The sequence below is a fragment of the Jannaschia sp. R86511 genome, from assembly GCF_042466345.1.
Lineage (GTDB): Bacteria > Actinomycetota > Actinomycetes > Actinomycetales > JBBAYJ01 > Aquipuribacter.
Map to the genome: position 1 here is coordinate 618,267 of NZ_JAXHCD010000001.1, position 17,566 is coordinate 635,832.

Annotated in this window: 19 protein-coding genes; 13 read left to right on the forward strand and 6 right to left on the reverse strand. The window is 75.5% G+C overall.

From position 1 onward, the window contains the following. Positions 1–18: 18 nt before the first annotated feature. On the reverse strand, positions 19–642 hold the full coding sequence (locus SJY06_RS03065) for an SSI family serine proteinase inhibitor (RefSeq protein WP_380164513.1): 624 nt from the start codon (positions 640–642) through the stop codon (positions 19–21). A gap of 95 nt (positions 643–737) precedes the next feature. Between SJY06_RS03065 and SJY06_RS03070 the strand changes: the two genes are divergently transcribed. The 4 genes from SJY06_RS03070 to SJY06_RS03085 all read left to right on the forward strand — a co-directional run bounded on the left by SJY06_RS03070 (position 738) and on the right by SJY06_RS03085 (position 3,478). Then, complete coding sequence (locus SJY06_RS03070; protein ID WP_380164515.1) at positions 738–1,061, forward strand: rhodanese-like domain-containing protein; 324 nt, start codon at positions 738–740, stop codon at positions 1,059–1,061. Positions 1,062–1,103: 42 nt separating this feature from the next. Continuing rightward, the gene (locus SJY06_RS03075; RefSeq protein WP_380164517.1) at positions 1,104–1,874 is read left to right on the forward strand and encodes a glycerophosphodiester phosphodiesterase; all 771 of its coding nucleotides are present in this window, start codon (positions 1,104–1,106) and stop codon (positions 1,872–1,874) included. 58 nt (positions 1,875–1,932) lie between these two features. Continuing rightward, positions 1,933–2,397 carry an ATP-binding protein gene (locus tag SJY06_RS03080; protein ID WP_380164519.1) on the forward strand — a complete coding sequence of 155 codons (465 nt, stop codon included), beginning with the start codon at positions 1,933–1,935 and terminating at the stop codon, positions 2,395–2,397. An 85-nt stretch (positions 2,398–2,482) separates the two neighbouring features. Further along, a complete protein-coding gene (locus tag SJY06_RS03085) occupies positions 2,483–3,478 on the forward strand; it encodes a DUF5926 family protein (RefSeq protein ID WP_380164521.1) in 996 nt (331 codons plus the stop codon). Here the strand turns inward: SJY06_RS03085 and SJY06_RS03090 are convergent. Beyond that, positions 3,465–4,766: an arginine deiminase gene (locus tag SJY06_RS03090; RefSeq protein ID WP_380164523.1), complete on the reverse strand. Its 1,302-nt coding sequence runs from the start codon at positions 4,764–4,766 to the stop codon at positions 3,465–3,467. The genes SJY06_RS03085 and SJY06_RS03090 overlap by 14 nt on opposite strands. A gap of 132 nt (positions 4,767–4,898) precedes the next feature. Between SJY06_RS03090 and SJY06_RS03095 the strand changes: the two genes are divergently transcribed. Further along, positions 4,899–6,923: a PPC domain-containing protein gene (locus tag SJY06_RS03095; protein WP_380164525.1), complete on the forward strand. Its 2,025-nt coding sequence runs from the start codon at positions 4,899–4,901 to the stop codon at positions 6,921–6,923. 346 nt (positions 6,924–7,269) lie between these two features. On the opposite strand, the gene larC is transcribed toward SJY06_RS03095, so the two are convergent. Together larC and larB are read right to left on the reverse strand one after the other, a co-directional pair. Then, the gene (gene larC / locus SJY06_RS03100; protein WP_380164527.1) at positions 7,270–8,472 is read right to left on the reverse strand and encodes a nickel pincer cofactor biosynthesis protein LarC; all 1,203 of its coding nucleotides are present in this window, start codon (positions 8,470–8,472) and stop codon (positions 7,270–7,272) included. Next, positions 8,469–9,233: a nickel pincer cofactor biosynthesis protein LarB gene (larB, locus tag SJY06_RS03105; protein WP_380164529.1), complete on the reverse strand. Its 765-nt coding sequence runs from the start codon at positions 9,231–9,233 to the stop codon at positions 8,469–8,471. Before larB ends, larC begins: the two co-directional genes overlap by 4 nt. Positions 9,234–9,380: 147 nt before the next feature. Here larB and SJY06_RS03110 point away from each other — a divergent pair, with 147 nt between their 5' ends. Genes SJY06_RS03110 through SJY06_RS03135 form a run of 6 tightly spaced genes read left to right on the forward strand, consistent with a single transcriptional unit; the run spans position 9,381 to position 13,303 of the window. After that, positions 9,381–10,049: a hypothetical protein gene (locus SJY06_RS03110; RefSeq protein ID WP_380164531.1), complete on the forward strand. Its 669-nt coding sequence runs from the start codon at positions 9,381–9,383 to the stop codon at positions 10,047–10,049. Then, on the forward strand, positions 10,046–10,708 hold the full coding sequence (locus tag SJY06_RS03115; RefSeq protein ID WP_380164533.1) for a hypothetical protein: 663 nt from the start codon (positions 10,046–10,048) through the stop codon (positions 10,706–10,708). The genes SJY06_RS03110 and SJY06_RS03115 overlap by 4 nt, the downstream gene beginning before the upstream one ends. Beyond that, positions 10,705–11,070, forward strand: coding sequence for a transcriptional regulator (locus SJY06_RS03120; RefSeq protein WP_380164535.1), 366 nt, complete (start codon positions 10,705–10,707; stop codon positions 11,068–11,070). The genes SJY06_RS03115 and SJY06_RS03120 overlap by 4 nt, the downstream gene beginning before the upstream one ends. Next, entirely contained in the window at positions 11,067–11,960 is an 894-nt protein-coding gene (locus SJY06_RS03125) for an ABC transporter ATP-binding protein (RefSeq protein WP_380164537.1), read from the forward strand. The genes SJY06_RS03120 and SJY06_RS03125 overlap by 4 nt, the downstream gene beginning before the upstream one ends. Next, positions 11,957–12,700 carry a hypothetical protein gene (locus SJY06_RS03130; RefSeq protein WP_380164539.1) on the forward strand — a complete coding sequence of 248 codons (744 nt, stop codon included), beginning with the start codon at positions 11,957–11,959 and terminating at the stop codon, positions 12,698–12,700. The genes SJY06_RS03125 and SJY06_RS03130 overlap by 4 nt, the downstream gene beginning before the upstream one ends. Positions 12,701–12,757: 57 nt before the next feature. After that, positions 12,758–13,303: a DUF421 domain-containing protein gene (locus SJY06_RS03135; RefSeq protein WP_380164541.1), complete on the forward strand. Its 546-nt coding sequence runs from the start codon at positions 12,758–12,760 to the stop codon at positions 13,301–13,303. On the opposite strand, the gene SJY06_RS03140 is transcribed toward SJY06_RS03135, so the two are convergent. After that, entirely contained in the window at positions 13,254–14,462 is a 1,209-nt protein-coding gene (locus SJY06_RS03140; protein ID WP_380164543.1) for a cation:proton antiporter, read from the reverse strand. The genes SJY06_RS03135 and SJY06_RS03140 overlap by 50 nt on opposite strands. Positions 14,463–14,566: 104 nt before the next feature. On the opposite strand from SJY06_RS03140, the gene SJY06_RS03145 reads away from it, so the two are divergent. Beyond that, positions 14,567–15,454, forward strand: coding sequence for a potassium channel family protein (locus tag SJY06_RS03145; RefSeq protein WP_380164545.1), 888 nt, complete (start codon positions 14,567–14,569; stop codon positions 15,452–15,454). A 30-nt stretch (positions 15,455–15,484) separates the two neighbouring features. Here the strand turns inward: SJY06_RS03145 and SJY06_RS03150 are convergent, their stop codons facing one another. Then, positions 15,485–16,504, reverse strand: a complete 1,020-nt coding sequence (locus tag SJY06_RS03150) for an LLM class flavin-dependent oxidoreductase (RefSeq protein WP_380164547.1) — start codon at positions 16,502–16,504, stop codon at positions 15,485–15,487. Positions 16,505–16,577: 73 nt separating this feature from the next. Here SJY06_RS03150 and pheA point away from each other — a divergent pair, with 73 nt between their 5' ends. Then, on the forward strand, positions 16,578–17,558 hold the full coding sequence (pheA, locus tag SJY06_RS03155) for a prephenate dehydratase (RefSeq protein ID WP_380164549.1): 981 nt from the start codon (positions 16,578–16,580) through the stop codon (positions 17,556–17,558). Positions 17,559–17,566: the final 8 nt, after the last annotated feature.

Consider the following 17,566-nt stretch of genomic DNA (forward strand, 5'->3'; position numbering starts at 1 on the left):
GGCCCGGGCCGTCGGGCCTCAGGTCGTCCCGCCGTACGGGCTGAGCACCGCGCCCAGGCGCTGCCAGCGGTCGATCTCGCAGCCGTCGGTCAGCGCGAACGTGCCGGCCACGTCGACGGGACCGCCCTCGGCGTCGAGCACCGCCCCGGTGACCTCCGCGGTCGCGTCGCCGCCGTAGACCTGCGTGCACATGGCGTCCGGCGCCACCGGCGTGAACGGGTTGCCCGCGCCCAGGGCGACGAGCAGGTCGGCGCAGGCCCGCTCCGGGTCCGGGTGCGAGCCGGTGGCCGTTCCCGCGGACCAGTCGCACGACAGCGTCACCGGACCGCCCGCGTCGGGCCCGCCGACCACGATGGTCAGCTCGGCCCCGGCGGGGTCCGCGGGCAGGTCGGCGGCCCCGAGGGGCGGCGAGGACGGCAGCAGCACGTCGGGCTCGGTGCCCCCGGTCGTCGGTCCGGTCGTGCCCTGGTCCTGGTCCACGTCGTCCTCCGTCGTCGTCGCGTCCGTCGGTGCCCCGGTCCCGGTCGGCCCGGGGTCGTCCCCGCCGCCGGCGGCGTCACCGCCTGTGCCGGCCCCGCAGCCGGCCAGCAGCACCGCGGCCAGCAGCAGACCGCCCGAGGTCGCCGGCGTCGCGTGGTGCACCCGTCCGGTCGTCGTCCGTCGCCGCGTCATGACCATCGGACGAGCCAACCACGTCCCGGGTTCCACCGGAGGACGGGATGGGAGAGGATCGGCCCGTGAGCGAGGTACCCACGGTCCGAGTCGCCGACCTGCCTGACGACGCCACCCTGCTCGACGTCCGCGAGGACGACGAGTGGCAGGCGGGGCACGCGCCCGGTGCGCTGCACATCCCCCTGGGCCAGGTGCCGTCGCGGCTGGCCGAGGTCCCCGACGGCGAGGTGCACGTCATCTGCCGCTCCGGCGGTCGTTCGGGCCAGGCCGTCGCGTGGCTGACCCGCAACGGCTACGACGTGGTCAACGTCGCCGGCGGGATGCAGGCCTGGCTGGAGGCCGGTCGGCCGATGGTCGCCGAGTCCGGTGCCGAGCCGACCGTCCGCTGACGCGCCGCCGTCCCGGCGTGCGCGCCCGGCGGGACCGTCGCGGTGAGGCGTCCGCCCCTGCCGCCGGCGGCCCGCCCGCTGGTGATCGCCCACCGCGGCGCGAGCCTGGCCGAGCCCGAGCACACCATGGCCGCCATGCGCCGGGCGGTGCAGGACGGGGCCGACGCCGTCGAGTGCGACGTCCGGCTGACCCGGGACCGGCAGCCCGTCTGCCACCACGACGCCGACCTGGACCGCACCTCTGACGCCACGGGCAAGCTGTACAAGCGGAGCCTGGCCGAGCTGCAGGACGTCGACTTCGGTGACGGGCCCGGCGTGCTCACGCTGCGGCGGCTGGTGGAGTTCTGCCGCGACCAGCCCCGCCCCGTCGGGCTGTCGATCGAGACCAAGCACCCCAGCCGCTGGTCCTGGCAGGTCGAGCGGATGGTGGTCGCCGAGCTGGTCCAGGCCCTGGGTCGCGACCTGACGCAGGCGCTGCCGCTGCTCAACGTCATGTCGTTCTCGCCCGTGGCGGTGCGGCGGCTGGTCGCGCTGGCCCCGGCGGTGGAACGGGTCCGGCTGCGCTCGCACCGGGCGCCCATCCCGGTGTTCACGACCTCGCAGGCGACCGGCCTGGACGTCCGGCTGGTCCGGGCCGACCCCAGCGTGGTCCGCGACTGCCACGAGTACGGCCAACGGACCTACGTGTGGACGGTCAACCGGCCCGAGGACATGGACCTGTGCGTCCGGCTCGGCGTGGACGGCATCATCACCGACGACCCGGCCACCGCCCGGGCGCTGGTGGACGAGGCCTACGGGCGCCGCGACGGCTGAGGCGCGGGTTTGGTGCCCCTGCGGTCCGGGTATCCACAGTCCGACCTAGGAGCAGTTGATGGTGGAAGGTGAGGACATGGTCTCGGGGACCGCGGTACGGACCGAGCGTCGCTGGGACCTCCCGCACGCCGCCTCAGCGGTGCCGGGTGCCCGCGAGGAGCTCACCGAGCTGCTCTGCGAGCTCGGTGTCCCCGAGGAGACCGTGTTCGAGGCCGAGCTCACCGCCAGCGAGCTGCTGGGCAACGCCGTGATGCATGGCCGACCCGACTCCCGGGGCGTCGTGTCGCTGCGGGTCCGGGTGCGCGACCACGTCGTCGAGGTCGCCGTCACCGACGGGGGCCCCGCGGACGGGCAGGTCGTGGACATCCGGCCCCGGCGCACCTCGGTCGTCGCCACCCGCGGGCGCGGCCTGCGCATCGTCCGCAGCATCGCCCACGAGTGGGGCGTCATCGTCGACGACAGCGGCGGCGACACCACGGTCTGGGCCGCCATCGGCGGCCCGTCCCGGCGCCGCGCGGTCTGAGCCTGCTGGACCTGGGCCGGGCGTCCCGCCCGGTGCTCGGGCGCCGCGGTCCGAGGAGGTCGCGACGGCCTGGCATCCTCGTCCCGTGAGCAGCAGACGACGCAGCAGCACCGCGACCATCGACCCCGCCACCCCCGTCGAGCCGCCCAAGGGTGGGCTCCGGGCGCCGTGCCCCTGCGGCTCGGGCAAGCGCTACAAGCAGTGCCACGGCCGGCTCCGGACCGGGACCGAGTTCGTCTCCCGGCCGTTCGAGGGCCTGCCGCGCGAGACCGACTGGGTCGCGTTCCGCGAGATCGTCCCGGCCGCCACCATGCGCACCCGCACCACGGACGGCACCGAGGTCACCTTCGCCACCGTCCTGCCCGTGGCCTGGCCGGCGCTGCGCCGGGTGGACGGCAGCGTGTTCGTCGGCGTGCAGGCGGCCGACGCCAGCTCCGACGCCAGCCGCGACCTGGCCGCCGCGCTCGACGCGGCCCTCGCCGCCGAGGGCCCCGGGCCCGTCACTCACCTGGACGCCCGGACCTCCACGGCCCGGCTGCAGGACCGGCTCGACCTGTCCGTCGACCCCGTGGTCGAGGTGCACGAGGGCTTCGACTTCTGGCTCGACGGCGTGCTGGACACCGACGAGGGGTCCGACGACCCCGCCGCCGCCCTGGCGCCGCAGGTCCGGGCGTCGCTCGAGCGGGCCAACGAGGCCGTCGTGCCCACCGAGAAGCTGACCAGCGCCGACAGCGCGTACTGGGCCCGGATCGGCGAGAGCACGCACCTGCGGTGGATCATCTCGACGCCCGAGGACGCGTTCCTCGACGCGCTGGCCCGGCTGCACGCCCAGCGCGACGAGGCCGGCGCACCGCTGTCGACCCTCGGCGAGGGCACCCGGTTCGCGGGCTTCTTCCGCGCCTACGGCCTGGTCGTGCCGGTGTGGGACCTCGCCGCCGACGCCACGGCCGAGGCCACCGAGGAGCCGCTGGCGGCCTTCGTCGAGCGCTTCGAGGCCGCGCTGGCCCAGACCGGACCGCTCGACGGCGAGGCCCGCCGCGCCCGGGCCGGCCTGCTCTCCCGCCAGGTCACCCTGCGCTGAGCCCGTTCGTCGGCGCGGTTCGGGCCAGGGGGTCGCGGACCACGGGGCAGCTCATGCACCGCGGGCCACCGCGGCCCGAACCCAGCTGGTCGCCCGGGATCTCCAGCACCTCGATGCCGGCGTCGCGCAGGGCCGCGTTGGTGCCGGTGTTGCGCTCGTAGGCGACCACCACACCGGGCGCCACGGCCAGGGTGTTGTTGCCGTCGTCCCACTGCTCGCGCTCGGCCGAGACCGGGTCCAGGCCGGTGTCGACGTGCCGGATCCGGGACAGGCCCAGCGCCTCGGCGACCGCCGGCAGGAACGGGCGCGCCGCGCCGACCGTCAGCTCCACCTCACCGGGCGGCACCTGCGAGCCCCGGGTCCCGGCCGTGCCGTTGGCCGCCGTCAGCGGCAGGGCGAGCAGGCTGGTGGCGACGTTGGGGTAGATGACCACGGCGTCGCGGTCGACCATGGTGCAGACCGTGTCCAGGTGCATCGTGGCGCGCTCCTGCGCGATCGGGACCGCGAGCACCGTGTGGGCCAGGCCGCGGCCGATCGCGGTCCGGGCCAGCCGCTCGACCCCGGCCGGGGTGGTGCGCTCGCCGGTGCCGACGGCCAGCACGCCGGGCCCGACGACCAGCACGTCGCCGCCCTCGACGTGCTCCCAGGACGGCTCGTAGGCCGTGACCACCCCCGTGAAGCGCGGGTGGTGGGCGTAGACCAGGCCCAGCAGGTGCGTCTCGCGCTCCCGGGCGGGCATGGCCAGGCTGGCCACGGCCACCTCGTCGCCCAGCCAGACGCTGGAGTCGCGGGTGAACAGCAGGTTGGGCAGCGGGTCGACCACGAAGTCGTCGTCACCCAGCAGGGCCGCGACCAGCCCGGACCGGCCGGGCACCTCGTCGTTGCGGACCCCGGCCACCAGGGCGTCGGTCAGGCCGTCGGCGTCCAGGGACTCCAGGTGGTCGCGCACCCGTGACTTGAGCGTGTCGCCCATCCGCAGGTGGGTGGCGAAGTGGTCGGTCAGCACGTCGGAGATCGCCTGCGCCCGCACGTCGGCGTCGCCCAGCACGTCGCGCAGCAGGTCGGTGACCAGGTGCACGACGACCCCGCGGGCGCGCAGGGTGTCGGCGAAGGCGTCGTGCTCCACCTGGGCCCGGTCCACCCACGGCAGGCCGTCGAAGAGCAGCCGGTCGTTGTTGCGCGGCGTGAGCCGGCGCAGCTCGTTGCCGGGCCGGTGCAGGATCACCTCCCGCAGCGTCCCGACCTCGCTGTCGACGAACCCTCCGCTGACCGTGCCGCTGCTGTCCACGGGCGACATCGAACCACCAGCGGGGGCCTCGTCGACCACCTGATCTGGTGAACGACACGCGTCAGCCCTGGTCACATTGGTTGGTCACGATCTATCTTCACCGCATCCGACATCCCCGGGGGAAGGTCATCCGTGAAGAAGCTGCTCACCGTGGGGACGATCACCGCACTCGCTGCGCTGCCCATCGTCGCCCTGCCCGTCTCGTCCGCATCGGCCGAGGAGGACCCGACGCTCGCCGACGCCCTCCGCACCCAGCTCGCGCTCGGCCTGCAGACCGCGCCGAAGTCGGCCGCCGGCCCGGCCGCCCGGTCGGCGTCCACGAAGCCGCCGGGCGCCAACCCGTTCCTCGGGCACGTACTCGACGCCAACGAGGCCGACTACTACAGCTGGTCCCGCTACCTGGCTGCCGGGGCGGAGAAGGCCGAGGCCGCCCGTGACGCGGCCGCGAGGAAGTCGGCCGACCCGGCGGTCGTGCAGAACATGCTGCTCGCCGCCACGACGCCGCTGCCCGTGGGGGAGCAGGAGCCGCCCGACGTGATCGGGGACAACGACTCGGTCGAGGACGCCGAGCTGGTCGAGGGGCTGGGCAGCGGGCGACGCGACAACGCGCGCTCCGTCGTGGCCGGGACGCTGGCCCAGGCACCGGTGGGCGAGACGAACGAGGCGGACTTCGACGAGGACGACGGGGCCATCCCGCTGTCCAACGACACGGGGGTGTCCGAGGAGTTCGACGTCATGACCACCTCGGCCGAGGTCGGGGACGGCCCGCACGGCAGCGAGGGGTCCGGCACGGGTGACTTCGACTTCTACGAGGTGACCGCCGCGGCCGGCGAGACCGTCGTCGCGGAGACGACCGTGTCGGGAGGCACCGACACCGTCGCGTTCCTCTACGACGACGAGGGCACCGTGCTGGCCACGAACGACGACGGCGGGGTGGGGCTGGCCAGCCTGCTGCAGTACCAGGTGCCCACCGACGGGACCTACCACGTGATGGTCTCCGGCTTCGGGTTCGGCACGACGGTGCCCGTGGACCCGTTCGACCCCGCCAGCGGGCTGGGGGCCGGCAGCGAGGGGCCCTACGACATCGAGGTCGCGGTGACCGAGACCGACGTCGACTACTACGCGGTCGACCTGCGGCCCGGCGACGTGCTGGGAACCTCGTTCGGCGGTGGGGCCGGCACCGTCCAGGTTGTCCGCCCCGACGGCACCGAGGGGGTCGGATCCAGCCAGGACCTCAGCTCGCTCTACCCGCCCGCCTCGCCGCTGCCCGGCGGGGGCAACGGGGTCGCCGCGTACGTGGTCGCCCAGGCCGGCCGGCACCACGTCGCGATCTCCAACGGCACGGGCGCCTACACCGGCGAGCTGGAGGTGTACCGCGCCGGGCTCGAGGTCGACGGGGCCCGTGCGGTCCAGACCGTCTTCCTGGACTTCGACGGCGAGCGGCTCAACACCGCGGTGTTCGGCGGTCCGGGTGTGCGCACCCTCAGCCCGCTCAGCAGCTACCTGGCCGGCTGGGGGCTCACCCCGGACGACGAGCCCGCGCTCATCGACGCCATCACCGCCGAGGTGCAGGAGGACCTGGAGGCGGACCTGGCCCGCTCGGGGCTCAACCGGTTCTTCGACGTCGAGGTGCTCAACAGCAAGGACGACGAGGACCGGTTCCTCGTCGACCGGAACGTCAGCCGGGTGGTGGTGGGCGGCTCGATCGCCGAGTCGGGCATCTCGACCATCGGCATCGCCCAGTACATCGACCCGGGCAACTTCGGTCACGAGGCCGACTCGATCGTGCTGCTGGACCTGCTGAGCACGACGGCCGGCAACCCCAACTCCATCAACACGTTCATCACCGACGAGACCGACGACGTCATCGAGGCGGTGGCGCAGGGCGTGGGGAACATCACGGCGCACGAGGCCGGGCACTACCTGGGGAGCTACCACACGTTCCAGTTCAACGAGGTGGCGAACATCATGGACCAGGGCGGTGCGCTCGGGAACATCATCGGGGTCGGCCCGGACGGCGTCATCGGTACGGCCGACGACGTCGACGTCGACTTCGGGCGCGACGTGTTCGTGCCGAGCGAGGGGCTGACCGGCGTGGAGGACACGCTGACCAACACCGAGTTCGGCCTGACCCGGGGCCGAGGCGCCCCGCAGTGAGCCGACGCGTGGCCGCCGGGCACGGGGTCGCCCGGCGGCCACGCGTCATCGCACGACGCACCGCAGGACCTATCGCCACGACCCACCGAGAGGACCATCGATGAGCAGGTGCCTCCCGACCGCAGGACCACCTCACGCGAGCACGCGACCGCGCAGCCGCTGGGGCCGGGCCGCTGCCTCGGGGCCGACGTCGACGCCGATGTACGGCTGCGCCTCCTCACCCCGCGTCCCCGTCCGCGCGGCAGGTCGGTCGCGTCGCACCGCCTGCCCGGGCCGCTAGCCGTGCTCGGCGGCAGCCCCGCGTCAGCCCCGCGTCGGCACCGACGGGAGGCTGGCGCGGGTGCGGTCAGCCGCGGTGGTCCTGGGCCAGCGCCGAGGCCCGGGCCAGCACCTGCTTGGCCGGCACCCCTGTCCGGGCGGCGGCCACGGCGACGTCCTCCCACTCCGGCTGGACGTTGACCACGCGGCCCTCCAGCCAGGCCCGCTTGACCCGGACCCGGTCGCCGTCGACGTCGACGGCCACCTCGTCGCGGGGCAGCGCGTGCTTGGCCACGGCCTGCACCCGCATGCCGATGGCGCTGGTCTCGGTGACGACCACGTCGCGTACGGCCTGGGCCAGGGACGGGTCGCTGAGCACGTGCAGGGTGTGGGCCGGGCGGCCCTTCTTCATCAGGATGGGCGCGAGCCAGGCGTCGGACGCACCGACCTCGAGCAGCCGGGCCAGCACGCGCGGCCACAGCCGGGGGTCCAGGTCGTCGACGTTGGTGCTGGTCACCAGGGCGACGTCGACGCCGGTGTCGCCCAGCGGCCCGACCGGCGCGCCCAGCACGACCCGCAGGGCGCCGAACCGGCCCGGGGTCGGCCGGGTCCCCGCCCCGGCGCCCAGCGCCGAGGGCCGCAGCGGCGGAAGCGGCCCCCAGGCGTCGGCCAGGGTGGCCAGCAGCGCCATGCCGGTCGGGGTGCAGGACTCGCCGGCGCCCTCGCCGGCCAGCACGGGGGCGCCGGCCGCGGTGGCCAGGTGCAGCACCGCGGGGACCGGGGCCGGGACGCGACCGTGGCCGTGGCTGCCGGCGGCGTCCTCGCCCCGGCCCAGGGCGACGGGCGTGACCACGACGCGGGTGACACCCAGGCTCTCGATCGCGGCGACGACGCCGACGACGTCCCCGATGGAGTCGTGACCACCGACCTCGTGGAAGTGGACCCGGTCGACGTCGGTGCCGTGGATCTCGGCCTCGACCCGGGCCAGCGCCGCGAACACCGCCGTGCTGCGCTCGCGGACCCGTTCGGGCAGCGGTGCGGTGGCCAGCGCCCGGCGGATGTCGGCCCAGCGCCGGTCCGGGCCGGTGGCCAGGTCGTCGGCGTCGGGCACCACGTCGGCCCGGGCCACGCGGAAGCCGTCGCGGACCTCGTGGTGGAAGGTGATGTCCGCCGGGACCACCGCGCGCACGGCGGCCCGGACCGCGGTGGCGTCGGCGCCGGCGTCCCACAGCGCGCCGAGCAGCATGTCCCCGGCGGCCCCGCGGCCGGCGTCGATCCACAGCGTCGTCACGGTCGGTCAGTCTGCCGTGGGTCGGTCGCGGCCGCCGTGCGCGAGCCGGCCGGGCCCGCGGCCGCCCGGGCGACCCGGGCGGCGTGCACGCCCGCGCCGTAGCCGTTGTCGATGTTCACCACGACGACACCGGGGGCGCAGGAGTTGAGCATCGACAGCACGGCCGCGATCCCGCCGGCCCCGGTGCCGTAGCCGACGCTGGTCGGCACCCCCACCAGCGGCACCCCGACCAGCCCGGCCACCACGCTGGGCAGGGCGCCCTCCATGCCGGCCACGACCACGAGGCAGTCCGCCTCGGCCAGGGTGTCCCGCACGGCCAGCAGCCGGTGGATGCCGGCCACGCCGACGTCGTCGACGCGGCGCACGCCGGCGCCGTGGACCCGGGCGCTGACCGCGGCCTCCGCGGCGACCGGCCCGTCCGACGTGCCGGCCGCGACCACCTGCACCAGCCCCCGGGGCGGCGGCAGCGGGCCCAGCACGGCGGTCCGGGCGGCGGCGTCGACGTCGGCGTCGGGCAGCTGCGCGGCGACGGCGGCCAGCGCGCGCTCGTCCAGCCGGGTGGCCAGCACGGCGGTGTCCGGGTGGGCGGCGTTCAGGGTGGCCAGGATCTCGACCACCTGGTCCGGGCTCTTGCCCGCGCCGAAGACCACCTCCGGGTCGCCGGTCCGGGCGCGGCGGTCCACGTCGATGCGGCTGTGACCGAGGTGGACGGTGCCGGGAGCGGGGTCGGTGGCGTCGGGGCGGTGCACGTCCTGGGTCACGCAGGGAGCGTAGGTGACGGGGGAGCCGGGGTCCGCCCGGGCCGGAGCCCGGGTCACGGTCGCGAACGCCGGTGTCTCTCTGCCGGAGCACCACTTGCGGCCGCCAACCACTTTGCACTACAAACTAACCATGGTTTGCATCGCAAAGTGGCCGGTCCAGTGAGCACCGCCGGGTCCGGCGCGCCCGAGGACGTGCGTGGACTCCTCGCCGACGTGGCGCGCCAGGACCGACTGGTCCGGGCCCGGACCGACGCCGACCCCCGGCTGGTGCTGGGGGTGTGGGGGGCGGCCCAGCTGCTCGGCTTCGGCGCCGTGGCGGCGGCCTGGCCCGTGCCGGGCGGCCCGCTGCTCCCGGTGCCGGTGCTGGCCGCGGTCGGGCTGTACGCGGTGCTTGTCGCCGTCGCGGTCGTGGTCACCGTGCGCCACACGGGGGTGGTCGCGCGTGGCCTCGACGGGCCGTCGCAGCGGGTCCGCCGGCTGCACGGCCTGAGCTGGCCCGTGGCGTTCAACGCGGTGGCCGCCCTGGTGCTGGCCATGGGGCTGGCCGGGGCCGGGGTCGAGCTGCTGATGCTGCTGTGGCCCGCTCTGACCGGGCTGGTCGTGGGGCAGCTGTACCTGGCGGCCGCCGCCATCTGGCAGGACCCGCTTCGCCTCGGGCTGGGCCTGTGGATGGTCCTCGTGGCGGTCGTCGCCCCCTTCGCAGGTACCCCCGGCAACTACGTCGTGATGGCCCTGGCCGGGGGCGGCGGGTTCCTCGTCGCCGCGGTTGCCGTCGCGTTCCACGCCCGACGCGGGGTCATGGCGGTGGCCCGGTGAGCGCCGACCGACCCGGCGGGACCACCGACCCCGCGGCCCAGCTGCGTCTCGCGGCCGAGCAGCAGGCCCGCACCCGCCGGGCCCTGGCCCCCGACGAGCGGCTGCTGTTCGGCGCGTGGGGGATCGCCTGGTTCGTCGGCTTCGGCGTGATGTGGCTGGCCACGCCCCTGCGGGACGGCGGGCCGATCGTCGCGGTCCCCGGCCTGGCCGTCGGCCTGCTGTTCTTCGTGCTCCTCGTGACGGCGGGCGTCGTCACCGCCGTGCACTCGGTCCGCGCCGGCCGCGGCGTCACCGGCGCCTCCGCCCGGACCGGGGCCATGTACGGCTGGGGCTGGTTCCTCGGCTTCGCCATGCTGCCCTGCATCGTGCTGTCGGCGCAGCGGCTGGGTGCCTCGCCCGAGACCCTCGCGCTGCTGTGGCCGGCGGTCTCCGGGTTGATCGTCGGCCTGCTGTACGTCGGGGGCGCGGCCGCCTTCGACGAGCCGCTTCAGTTCGGCATCGGCGCGTGGATCATCGTGACCACCGGGGCCGGGTGCCTGCTCGGCCTGCCTGGGCTGTACCTGGTGATGGGCCTGGCCGGCGGGGGCGGCTTCCTGGCGACGGCCGCCTGGTTCGCCCTGCGCGGCCGTGGCCGGGCCCCGTCGGACGGTCGGACGTGAGCGCCGACGCCGACGCCCGCCCGGTCGAGCTCGACCCCGTCATCCACGCCCAGGCCCGGCTGCGGCTGACCACGACCCTGGCCGCGCTGCCGCCCGGGGACCGGATCGCGTTCCCGCGGGTGCAGCAGCTGCTGGACATGACCGCGGGCAACCTGGCCACCCACCTGCGCAAGCTGGAGGACGCCGGCTACGTCGAGGTGACCAAGGCCCACCGGGGTCGCTCGCCGGTCACCTACCTGGCCCTGACCCGCACGGGTCGCCACGCCTACGAGGACTACCTGGCGGCGCTTCGCGCCCTGCTGGAGGCCGCCGCACCCGGTGGCGCCGAGACCACCGACCGACCCGAGGGGGATGCACCATGACCGAGACGCTGGCCCGCTGGCAGGGGGTGACCCGCCGCTACGGCGACGTCCTGGCCCTGGACGACGTGAGCCTCGACGTGGGAGCCGGGCAGGTCGTCGGCCTGCTCGGACCCAACGGCGCGGGCAAGTCGACGCTCATCAACCTGCTGCTGGGGCTGCGCCGCCCGGATGCGGGCCGCGTCGAGCTGTTCGGCGGCGACCCGCGGGTGCCGGCCAACCGCCGGCTGCTGGGCTGCACGCCGCAGGAGACCGCACTGCCGGCGACGCTCAAGGTGCGCGAGGTCCTCGACTTCGTCGCCGGGCACCACCCCGACCCGGTGCCGACGGACCAGCTGCTCGACGAGCTCGGCCTGACCGAGCAGGCCGGGCGGCAGACCGGCGGGCTGTCCGGCGGCCAGCGGCGCCGGCTGTCGGTGGCGCTGGCCCTGGTGGGCCGCCCCCGGCTGCTCGTGCTGGACGAACCGACGACCGGGCTGGACGTCGACGCCCGGCACCTGCTGTGGCAGAAGGTCCGCGACTTCCACGCCGGCGGCGGCACCGTGGTCGTCACCAGCCACTACCTGGAGGAGATCGAGGCCCTCGCCGAGCGCGTGGTCGTCGTGGCGTCGGGCCGGGTGCTGGTCGACGACAGCCTGGACGCCGTCAGGTCCCGGGTGCAGCAGCGCCGGGTCAGCGTCCGGGCCGGCGCCCTGCCGGACCTGGCACACGTGGCCCGGTCCGAGGCCCACGCCGACGGTCGCTGGTCGCTGTTCACCGCCGACTCCGACGCGCTGGTCCGCGAGCTCGTGCGGGCCGACGTCGACTTCCGCGACCTCGAGGTCGCCCCCGCCTCGCTGGAGGAGGCGTTCCTCGCCCTCACCGCCACCACCCGGACGGAGGCCCCCGCATGAGCCTGGTCGCGCTGCACACCCGCTACATCGCGCTGGAGACCCTGCGCGTGCCGATCGCCATCGTCGGCACGGTCATGTTCCCCGTGCTGTCGTTCCTGTTCTTCGTCGTGCCGTTCGACGCCGTCTCCGGCGACCCGGTGGCCGCGACGGGCGCCGTGTCGCAGCTGAGCCTGTTCGCGGTGTTCTCGGTCTGCCTGTTCCAGTTCGGGGTGGGCGTGTCCGACGACCGCAGCACGCCGTGGGACCCCTACGTCCGCACCCTGCCGGTGGGGGCGGGACCGCGCATCGTGGCCCGGCTGCTCAACGGCGTGCTGTTCGCGCTGCTGGGGCTGCTCCCGCTGCTGCTCACCGCGGCCCTGCTGACCGAGGCGACCGTCACCCCGGCCCAGGCACTGCTCGGCCTCGCCGCCCTGGGGGTGGCCGGCGTGCCGCTGCTGTTCCTGGGGGTCGCCGTCGGGTACTCGCTGCCGGTCAAGGCGGCCATCCCGGTCGCGCAGGTGCTGCTGTTCCCGCTGGCGTTCGGTGGCGGGCTGTTCATCCCGCCGGACGGGTTCCCGGCCTGGCTGGACGCGGTGTCGCAGGGCCTGCCCACCCGGGCCGGGCGCGACCTGGTCATCGCCGCGACCACGGGTGCGGACCTGCCCGGGTCGGCCCTGCCGGTGCTCGCGGTCTGGGCCCTGGTCGCCGGCGCGGCGGCGGTGTGGGCCTACCGCCGGGACGAGGGCCGCCGGTTCCGCTGACAGCGGGGCCGGGCGCCGCGGCTTGCCCCGGCGCCGGGGCCGTGAGGACAGTGGCGGATGTGGTTCGACAGCTGGTCCGACCTGCTCCGCGTCGCCCTCGTCGGGAGGGCGGCCTACGCCTGGCTGGTGCTCGTGCTCCGGGCCACCGGCAAACGGACCCTGGCCAAGCTCAACGCGTTCGACCTGGTGGTCACCGTGGCGCTGGGCTCCACGCTGGCGACCATCCTGCTGAGCACCGACGTCTCGTGGTCGGAGGGGGCCCTGGCGCTGGTGCTGCTGGCCGGGCTGCAGCTGGCGGTGGCCGCCACCACGTCCAGGCTGCCGGGTGGGCGGTCGTTCGTCACGGCCCGGCCCACCCTGGTGCTGCGTGACGGCGTGCTCGACCGTGACGCACTGCGGGGTCAGCGGCTGACCGCGGGCGAGGTCCGGCAGGCCGTCCGTGCCTCGGGCACCGGTGACCTGGCCCGGGTCGCCGCGGTCGTGCTGGAGTCCGACGGCAGCCTGAGCGTCATCGGTCGGGAGGCCGCCGGCGACCTGTCGGCCGCCGTCGACGTCAGCGGGCTGCCGCCCGGGCGTACGCCGCCACGCCGGGAGCAGCCGTGACGCCGTGGGCCACCGTGCTCCCGACGACGACCAGGGTGCCCGCGGCCAGGACGACCGGGTCCAGGGCCAGCCGCTCGGCCTCCAGGCTCAGGTAGAAGACCGCGGACACGCCCACGGGTCCGAACCAGCCCAGGTAGGTGGCGTCCAGCCACGACAGCCGCAACGGCCGCCGGGCGAGCAGCACGGCCGGCAACCGACGCAGCAGCAGCATCCCGACCACCAGCACAGGCCCCCGCCACGACAGCTCCGCCCACTCCTGCCACGGCAGCGCGGCCCCCAGCAGCAGGAACAGCGGCAGCACCAGGAACCGGTTGACCGCCTCGTCCACCTGCACCTCCGTGCTCCGGTCCCCGCGGGTGACCACCGCGTTGAACGCCAGCCCGGCCACGAACACCGCCAGCACGCCGTCGGTGCGCAGCAGCCCGGCGGCGCCCAGGGTGCCCAGCGCCAGCGCCAGGGTCAGCAGCAGCACGGGACCCGGCTCGGTGGAGCCGTGCGCCTCACCCGCCCGGACGGCGCGACCGCACAACGCCCCGAGCAGCACCCCCAGCAGCACGGCGCCGAGCACCTGCCACAGCGACTCCCGGAGCACGTCCGCGGCCGACCCGCCGCCGGCCACGGCGACCGCCACCAGCACCAGAGGCAGGGCCAGCCCGTCGTTCGCGCCCGACTCCGTGGACAGCATCCGGCGCAGTCGCGAGGGCAGCGCCGCCTCGGCCGGGGCGCCCGTGACGGTGCTCGAGGCCAGGACCGGGTCGGTCGGTGACAGCGCGGCGCCCAGCAGCAGGGCCACCGGCAGGGACACCCCCAGGGCCACGGCGGTGACCCCCGCACCCAGCAGCGCCGTCGCGGGCATGACCACCCCGAGGAGGACGAGGGCCGGTCCGGCGACCTCACGGACCCGGGGCAGGGGGTATCGCAGGGCGACGGCCATCACCGACACCGCGAGCAGCAGGCGGCTGCCCTCGTGGAAGGCGGCGGGGGCCTGGGTGACCGTGCCCGTCCGCAGCACGTCCAGCACCGCGGGTCCCAGCAGGACCCCGGTGAGCAGGGCCAGCAGCGGCTCGGACACCGGCAGGCGACGCAGCCGCCCGGACAGCGCCGCGACGGCGACCGCCAGCCCGCCGGAGCCGAGCAGGACGAGGTCGAGGTGGGTCACGGGACCACCCTGGCCCAGCCGGCCGGCGCGGTCCCGTCCGTGCGCGCGCCGGGCGGTGCGACCGTCGTCGGGCCGCGAGAGGGTGGTGCACCATGGGATGGCTCGTGACGGCAGCAGGGTTCGGGCTGGTCCTGGTGGCCCTGACCGACATCTTCAGCACCCTGTGGGTGCCGACCGGGCGCGGGCGTCTGACCCGGTGGGTGATGTCGTCGACGTGGCGGGTCCTGCGGCGGGCGTCGGCGCCCGCCCGCACGCGGGGGCTGCTGGACCGGGCCGGCCCGGCCGCGATGATCGCCGTCATCGTGGTGTGGGCGGCGCTGCTGGTGCTGGGCTGCGCCCTGGTCTACGGCCCGCACCTGCCGGGCTCCTTCTCCTACCCGCCGGGGTCCGACCCAGGAACCCGGTCGGTGGTGGTCGACGCGCTCTACGTGTCGGCCGTCGGGCTGGCCACCCTGGGTCTGGGCGACATCGTCCCGACGGCCGCGTGGCTGCGGCTCGTGGTCCCTCTGCAGGCCCTGCTCGGCTTCGTCCTGCTCACGGCGGTGGTGTCCTGGGTGCTGCAGGTGTACCCCGCGCTGTCGCGGCGGCGGACGCTGTCGCTGCGGCTGTCCCAGCTGGAGCGCGCGGCGGACGGCGACCCCGGGCGGGCCGCCGACACCTCGACCCGCGCCCAGCTGCTGCACGACCTGGCGGCGGACGTGGCCCAGGTCCGGGTGGACCTGTCCCAGTACGCCGAGACCTACTACTACCGGGACGGTGACCGGGAGGTCGCGTTGCCGGTGTCGCTGGGCTGGGCGCACGCCCTGGCGGTCCGCGCCTCGGGGTCGAGCCAGGAGGACGTCCGCCTGGCCGGTGACGAGCTGGGCCAGGCCCTGGAGCACCTCGTCGCTCTGCTGCGCGGGTACTTCGGGCTCACGGGGGACGACGTCGGTGCCGTGCTGCGCGGCTACGCCGTCGACCAGCGCCACCACCCCGCCGCCGCGCTGCTCTGAGCGCGGTCGGCGGGGCGAGGTGTCCTCGGCTCAGCGCCAGCCGAGCTCCGGGGCCACGTGGGTCAGCAGGGACTCCAGCAGGTGGGCGTTGTAGTCCACGCCCAGCTGGTTGGGGACCGTCAGCAGCAGGGTGTCCGCCGCCGCGACCGCCTCGTCCTGCGCCAGCTGCCGCACCAGGGCGTCGGGCTCGCCGGCGTAAGTCTTGCCGAAGCGCGCCCTGCCGCCGTCGATGTAGCCGACCTGGTCACCCGTCCCGCCGTCGTTGCCGAAGTACATCCGGTCCGCCGCGGTGGTGATCGGGAAGATGCTGCGGCTGACCGAGACCCGCGGCTCGCGCGGGTGACCGGCGTCGGCCCAGGCCTTGCGGAAGCGCAGGATCTGCTCGGCCTGCAGCTCGTGGAACGGCACGCCGGTGTCCTCGCCCAGCAGGGTCGAGCTCATCAGGTTCATGCCCTGCTGCGCGGCCCACTCGGCCGTCGCCCGGGTGCCGGCGCCCCACCAGATCCGCTCGCGCAGGCCCGCCGAGTGCGGCTCGACGCGCAGCAGCCCCGGCGGGTTCGGGAACATCGGGCGCGGGTTCGGCTGCGCGAAGCCCTCGCCGCGGAGCACGTCCAGGAACCGGGCCGTGTGCTCGCGCGCCATGTCGGCGTGGTCGGAGCCCTCGGCCGGCGTGTGGCCGAAGTACCGGTACCCCTCGACGACCTGCTCGGGCGAGCCCCGGCTGATGCCGAGCTGCAGCCGGCCGTCGGACAGCAGGTCCGCGGCGCCCGCGTCCTCCGCCATGTACAGCGGGTTCTCGTAGCGCATGTCGATGACGCCGGTGCCGATCTCGATCCGGCTGGTGCGCGCCCCGACCGCCGCCAGCAGCGGGAACGGCGAGGCGAGCTGCTGGGCGAAGTGGTGCACCCGGAAGTACGCGCCGTCCGCCCCCAGCTCCTCGGCCGCCACGGCCAGGTCGACGGACTGCAGCAGCACGTCGGAGGCCGACCGGGTCTGCGAGTGGGGCGAGGTCGACCAGTGTCCGAACGACAGGAACCCGATCCGCTTCATGCCGGCTTCAACAACGTGTCCGCCCGGTTGTTCCGCACCGCGTCGCGCCCGCCATGGCCTAGCGTGGCCGGGCGTGAGCAGCCCCGGCCCGTCGGCCCCCGCCACCCGCGTCGCGTTCCTCGGCCCGGCCGGGACGTTCACCGAGGCGGCCCTGGACGGCGTGCTGGCCGAGCACGGCACCCCGGCGGTCGAGCGGGTGCCGATGGCCACGGTCGGACGCTGCTTCGAGGCGGTCCGCGACGGTGAGGTCGCCGCGGCCGTCGTGCCGATCGAGAACTCGCTCGAGGGCGGCGTCAACGCGACCCTGGACGCGCTCAGCGCGAGCACGCCGCCGCTGGTCATCGTGGCCGAGCAGCTGGTCCCGGTGACGTTCGTGCTGGCGGCCCGGCCCGGCACGGGCCTGGCCGACGTGCGCCGCGTCGCCAGCCACCCCCACGCCGAGGCGCAGTGCCGCGCGTGGCTGTCCGACACCCTGCCCGACGTCGCCGTGGAGCCGGCCATGTCCACCGCGGCCGCCGCGGCCGGCCTGGCGCAGGCCGGCGAGCACGCCTACGACGCCGCCATCTGCGCGCCGTCGGCGGTCGAGCGGTACGGCCTGCAGGTGCTCGCGGCCGACATCGGCGACCGGCCGGCCACCACGCGCTTCGTGGTGGTGTCGCTGCCGGGGGCCGTGCCGCAGGCCACGGGCTCGGACCGGACCAGCCTGGTGGCCTACCTCCGGGAGAACCACTCCGGGGCGCTGCTGGAGCTGCTCGAGCAGTTCGCCGCGCGCGGGGTCGACCTGACCCGGATCGAGTCGCGCCCCACGGGGTCCGGCTTCGGCGAGTACTGCTTCTCGATCGACCTGGACGGCCACGTCCGCGAGCCCCGGGTGGCCGAGGCGCTCAAGGGCCTGCGCCGGCTCAGCCCGCACACCCGGTTCCTGGGCTCCTACCCCCGGGCGGACAAGGCGCCGTCGCGCGTGCCGACCTGGACCGGGGCCGAGGGGTTCGCCGAGGCCGACACCTGGCTCGCGGGGCTGCTGGGCGACGACCCGGCGGCGGAGCAGGCTTGACCCTCCCC

Bases quoted from the DNA above. Each gene is read 5' to 3' on its own strand.
- SJY06_RS03125 (WP_380164537.1), top strand. From the start codon at position 11,067: ATGACCGAGACGCTGGCCCGCTGGCAGGGGGTGACCCGCCGCTACGGC.
- SJY06_RS03135 (WP_380164541.1), top strand. From the start codon at position 12,758: ATGTGGTTCGACAGCTGGTCCGACCTGCTCCGCGTCGCCCTCGTCGGG.
- SJY06_RS03150 (WP_380164547.1), bottom strand. From the start codon at position 16,504: ATGAAGCGGATCGGGTTCCTGTCGTTCGGACACTGGTCGACCTCGCCC.
- SJY06_RS03080 (WP_380164519.1), top strand. From the start codon at position 1,933: ATGGTGGAAGGTGAGGACATGGTCTCGGGGACCGCGGTACGGACCGAG.
- SJY06_RS03130 (WP_380164539.1), top strand. From the start codon at position 11,957: ATGAGCCTGGTCGCGCTGCACACCCGCTACATCGCGCTGGAGACCCTG.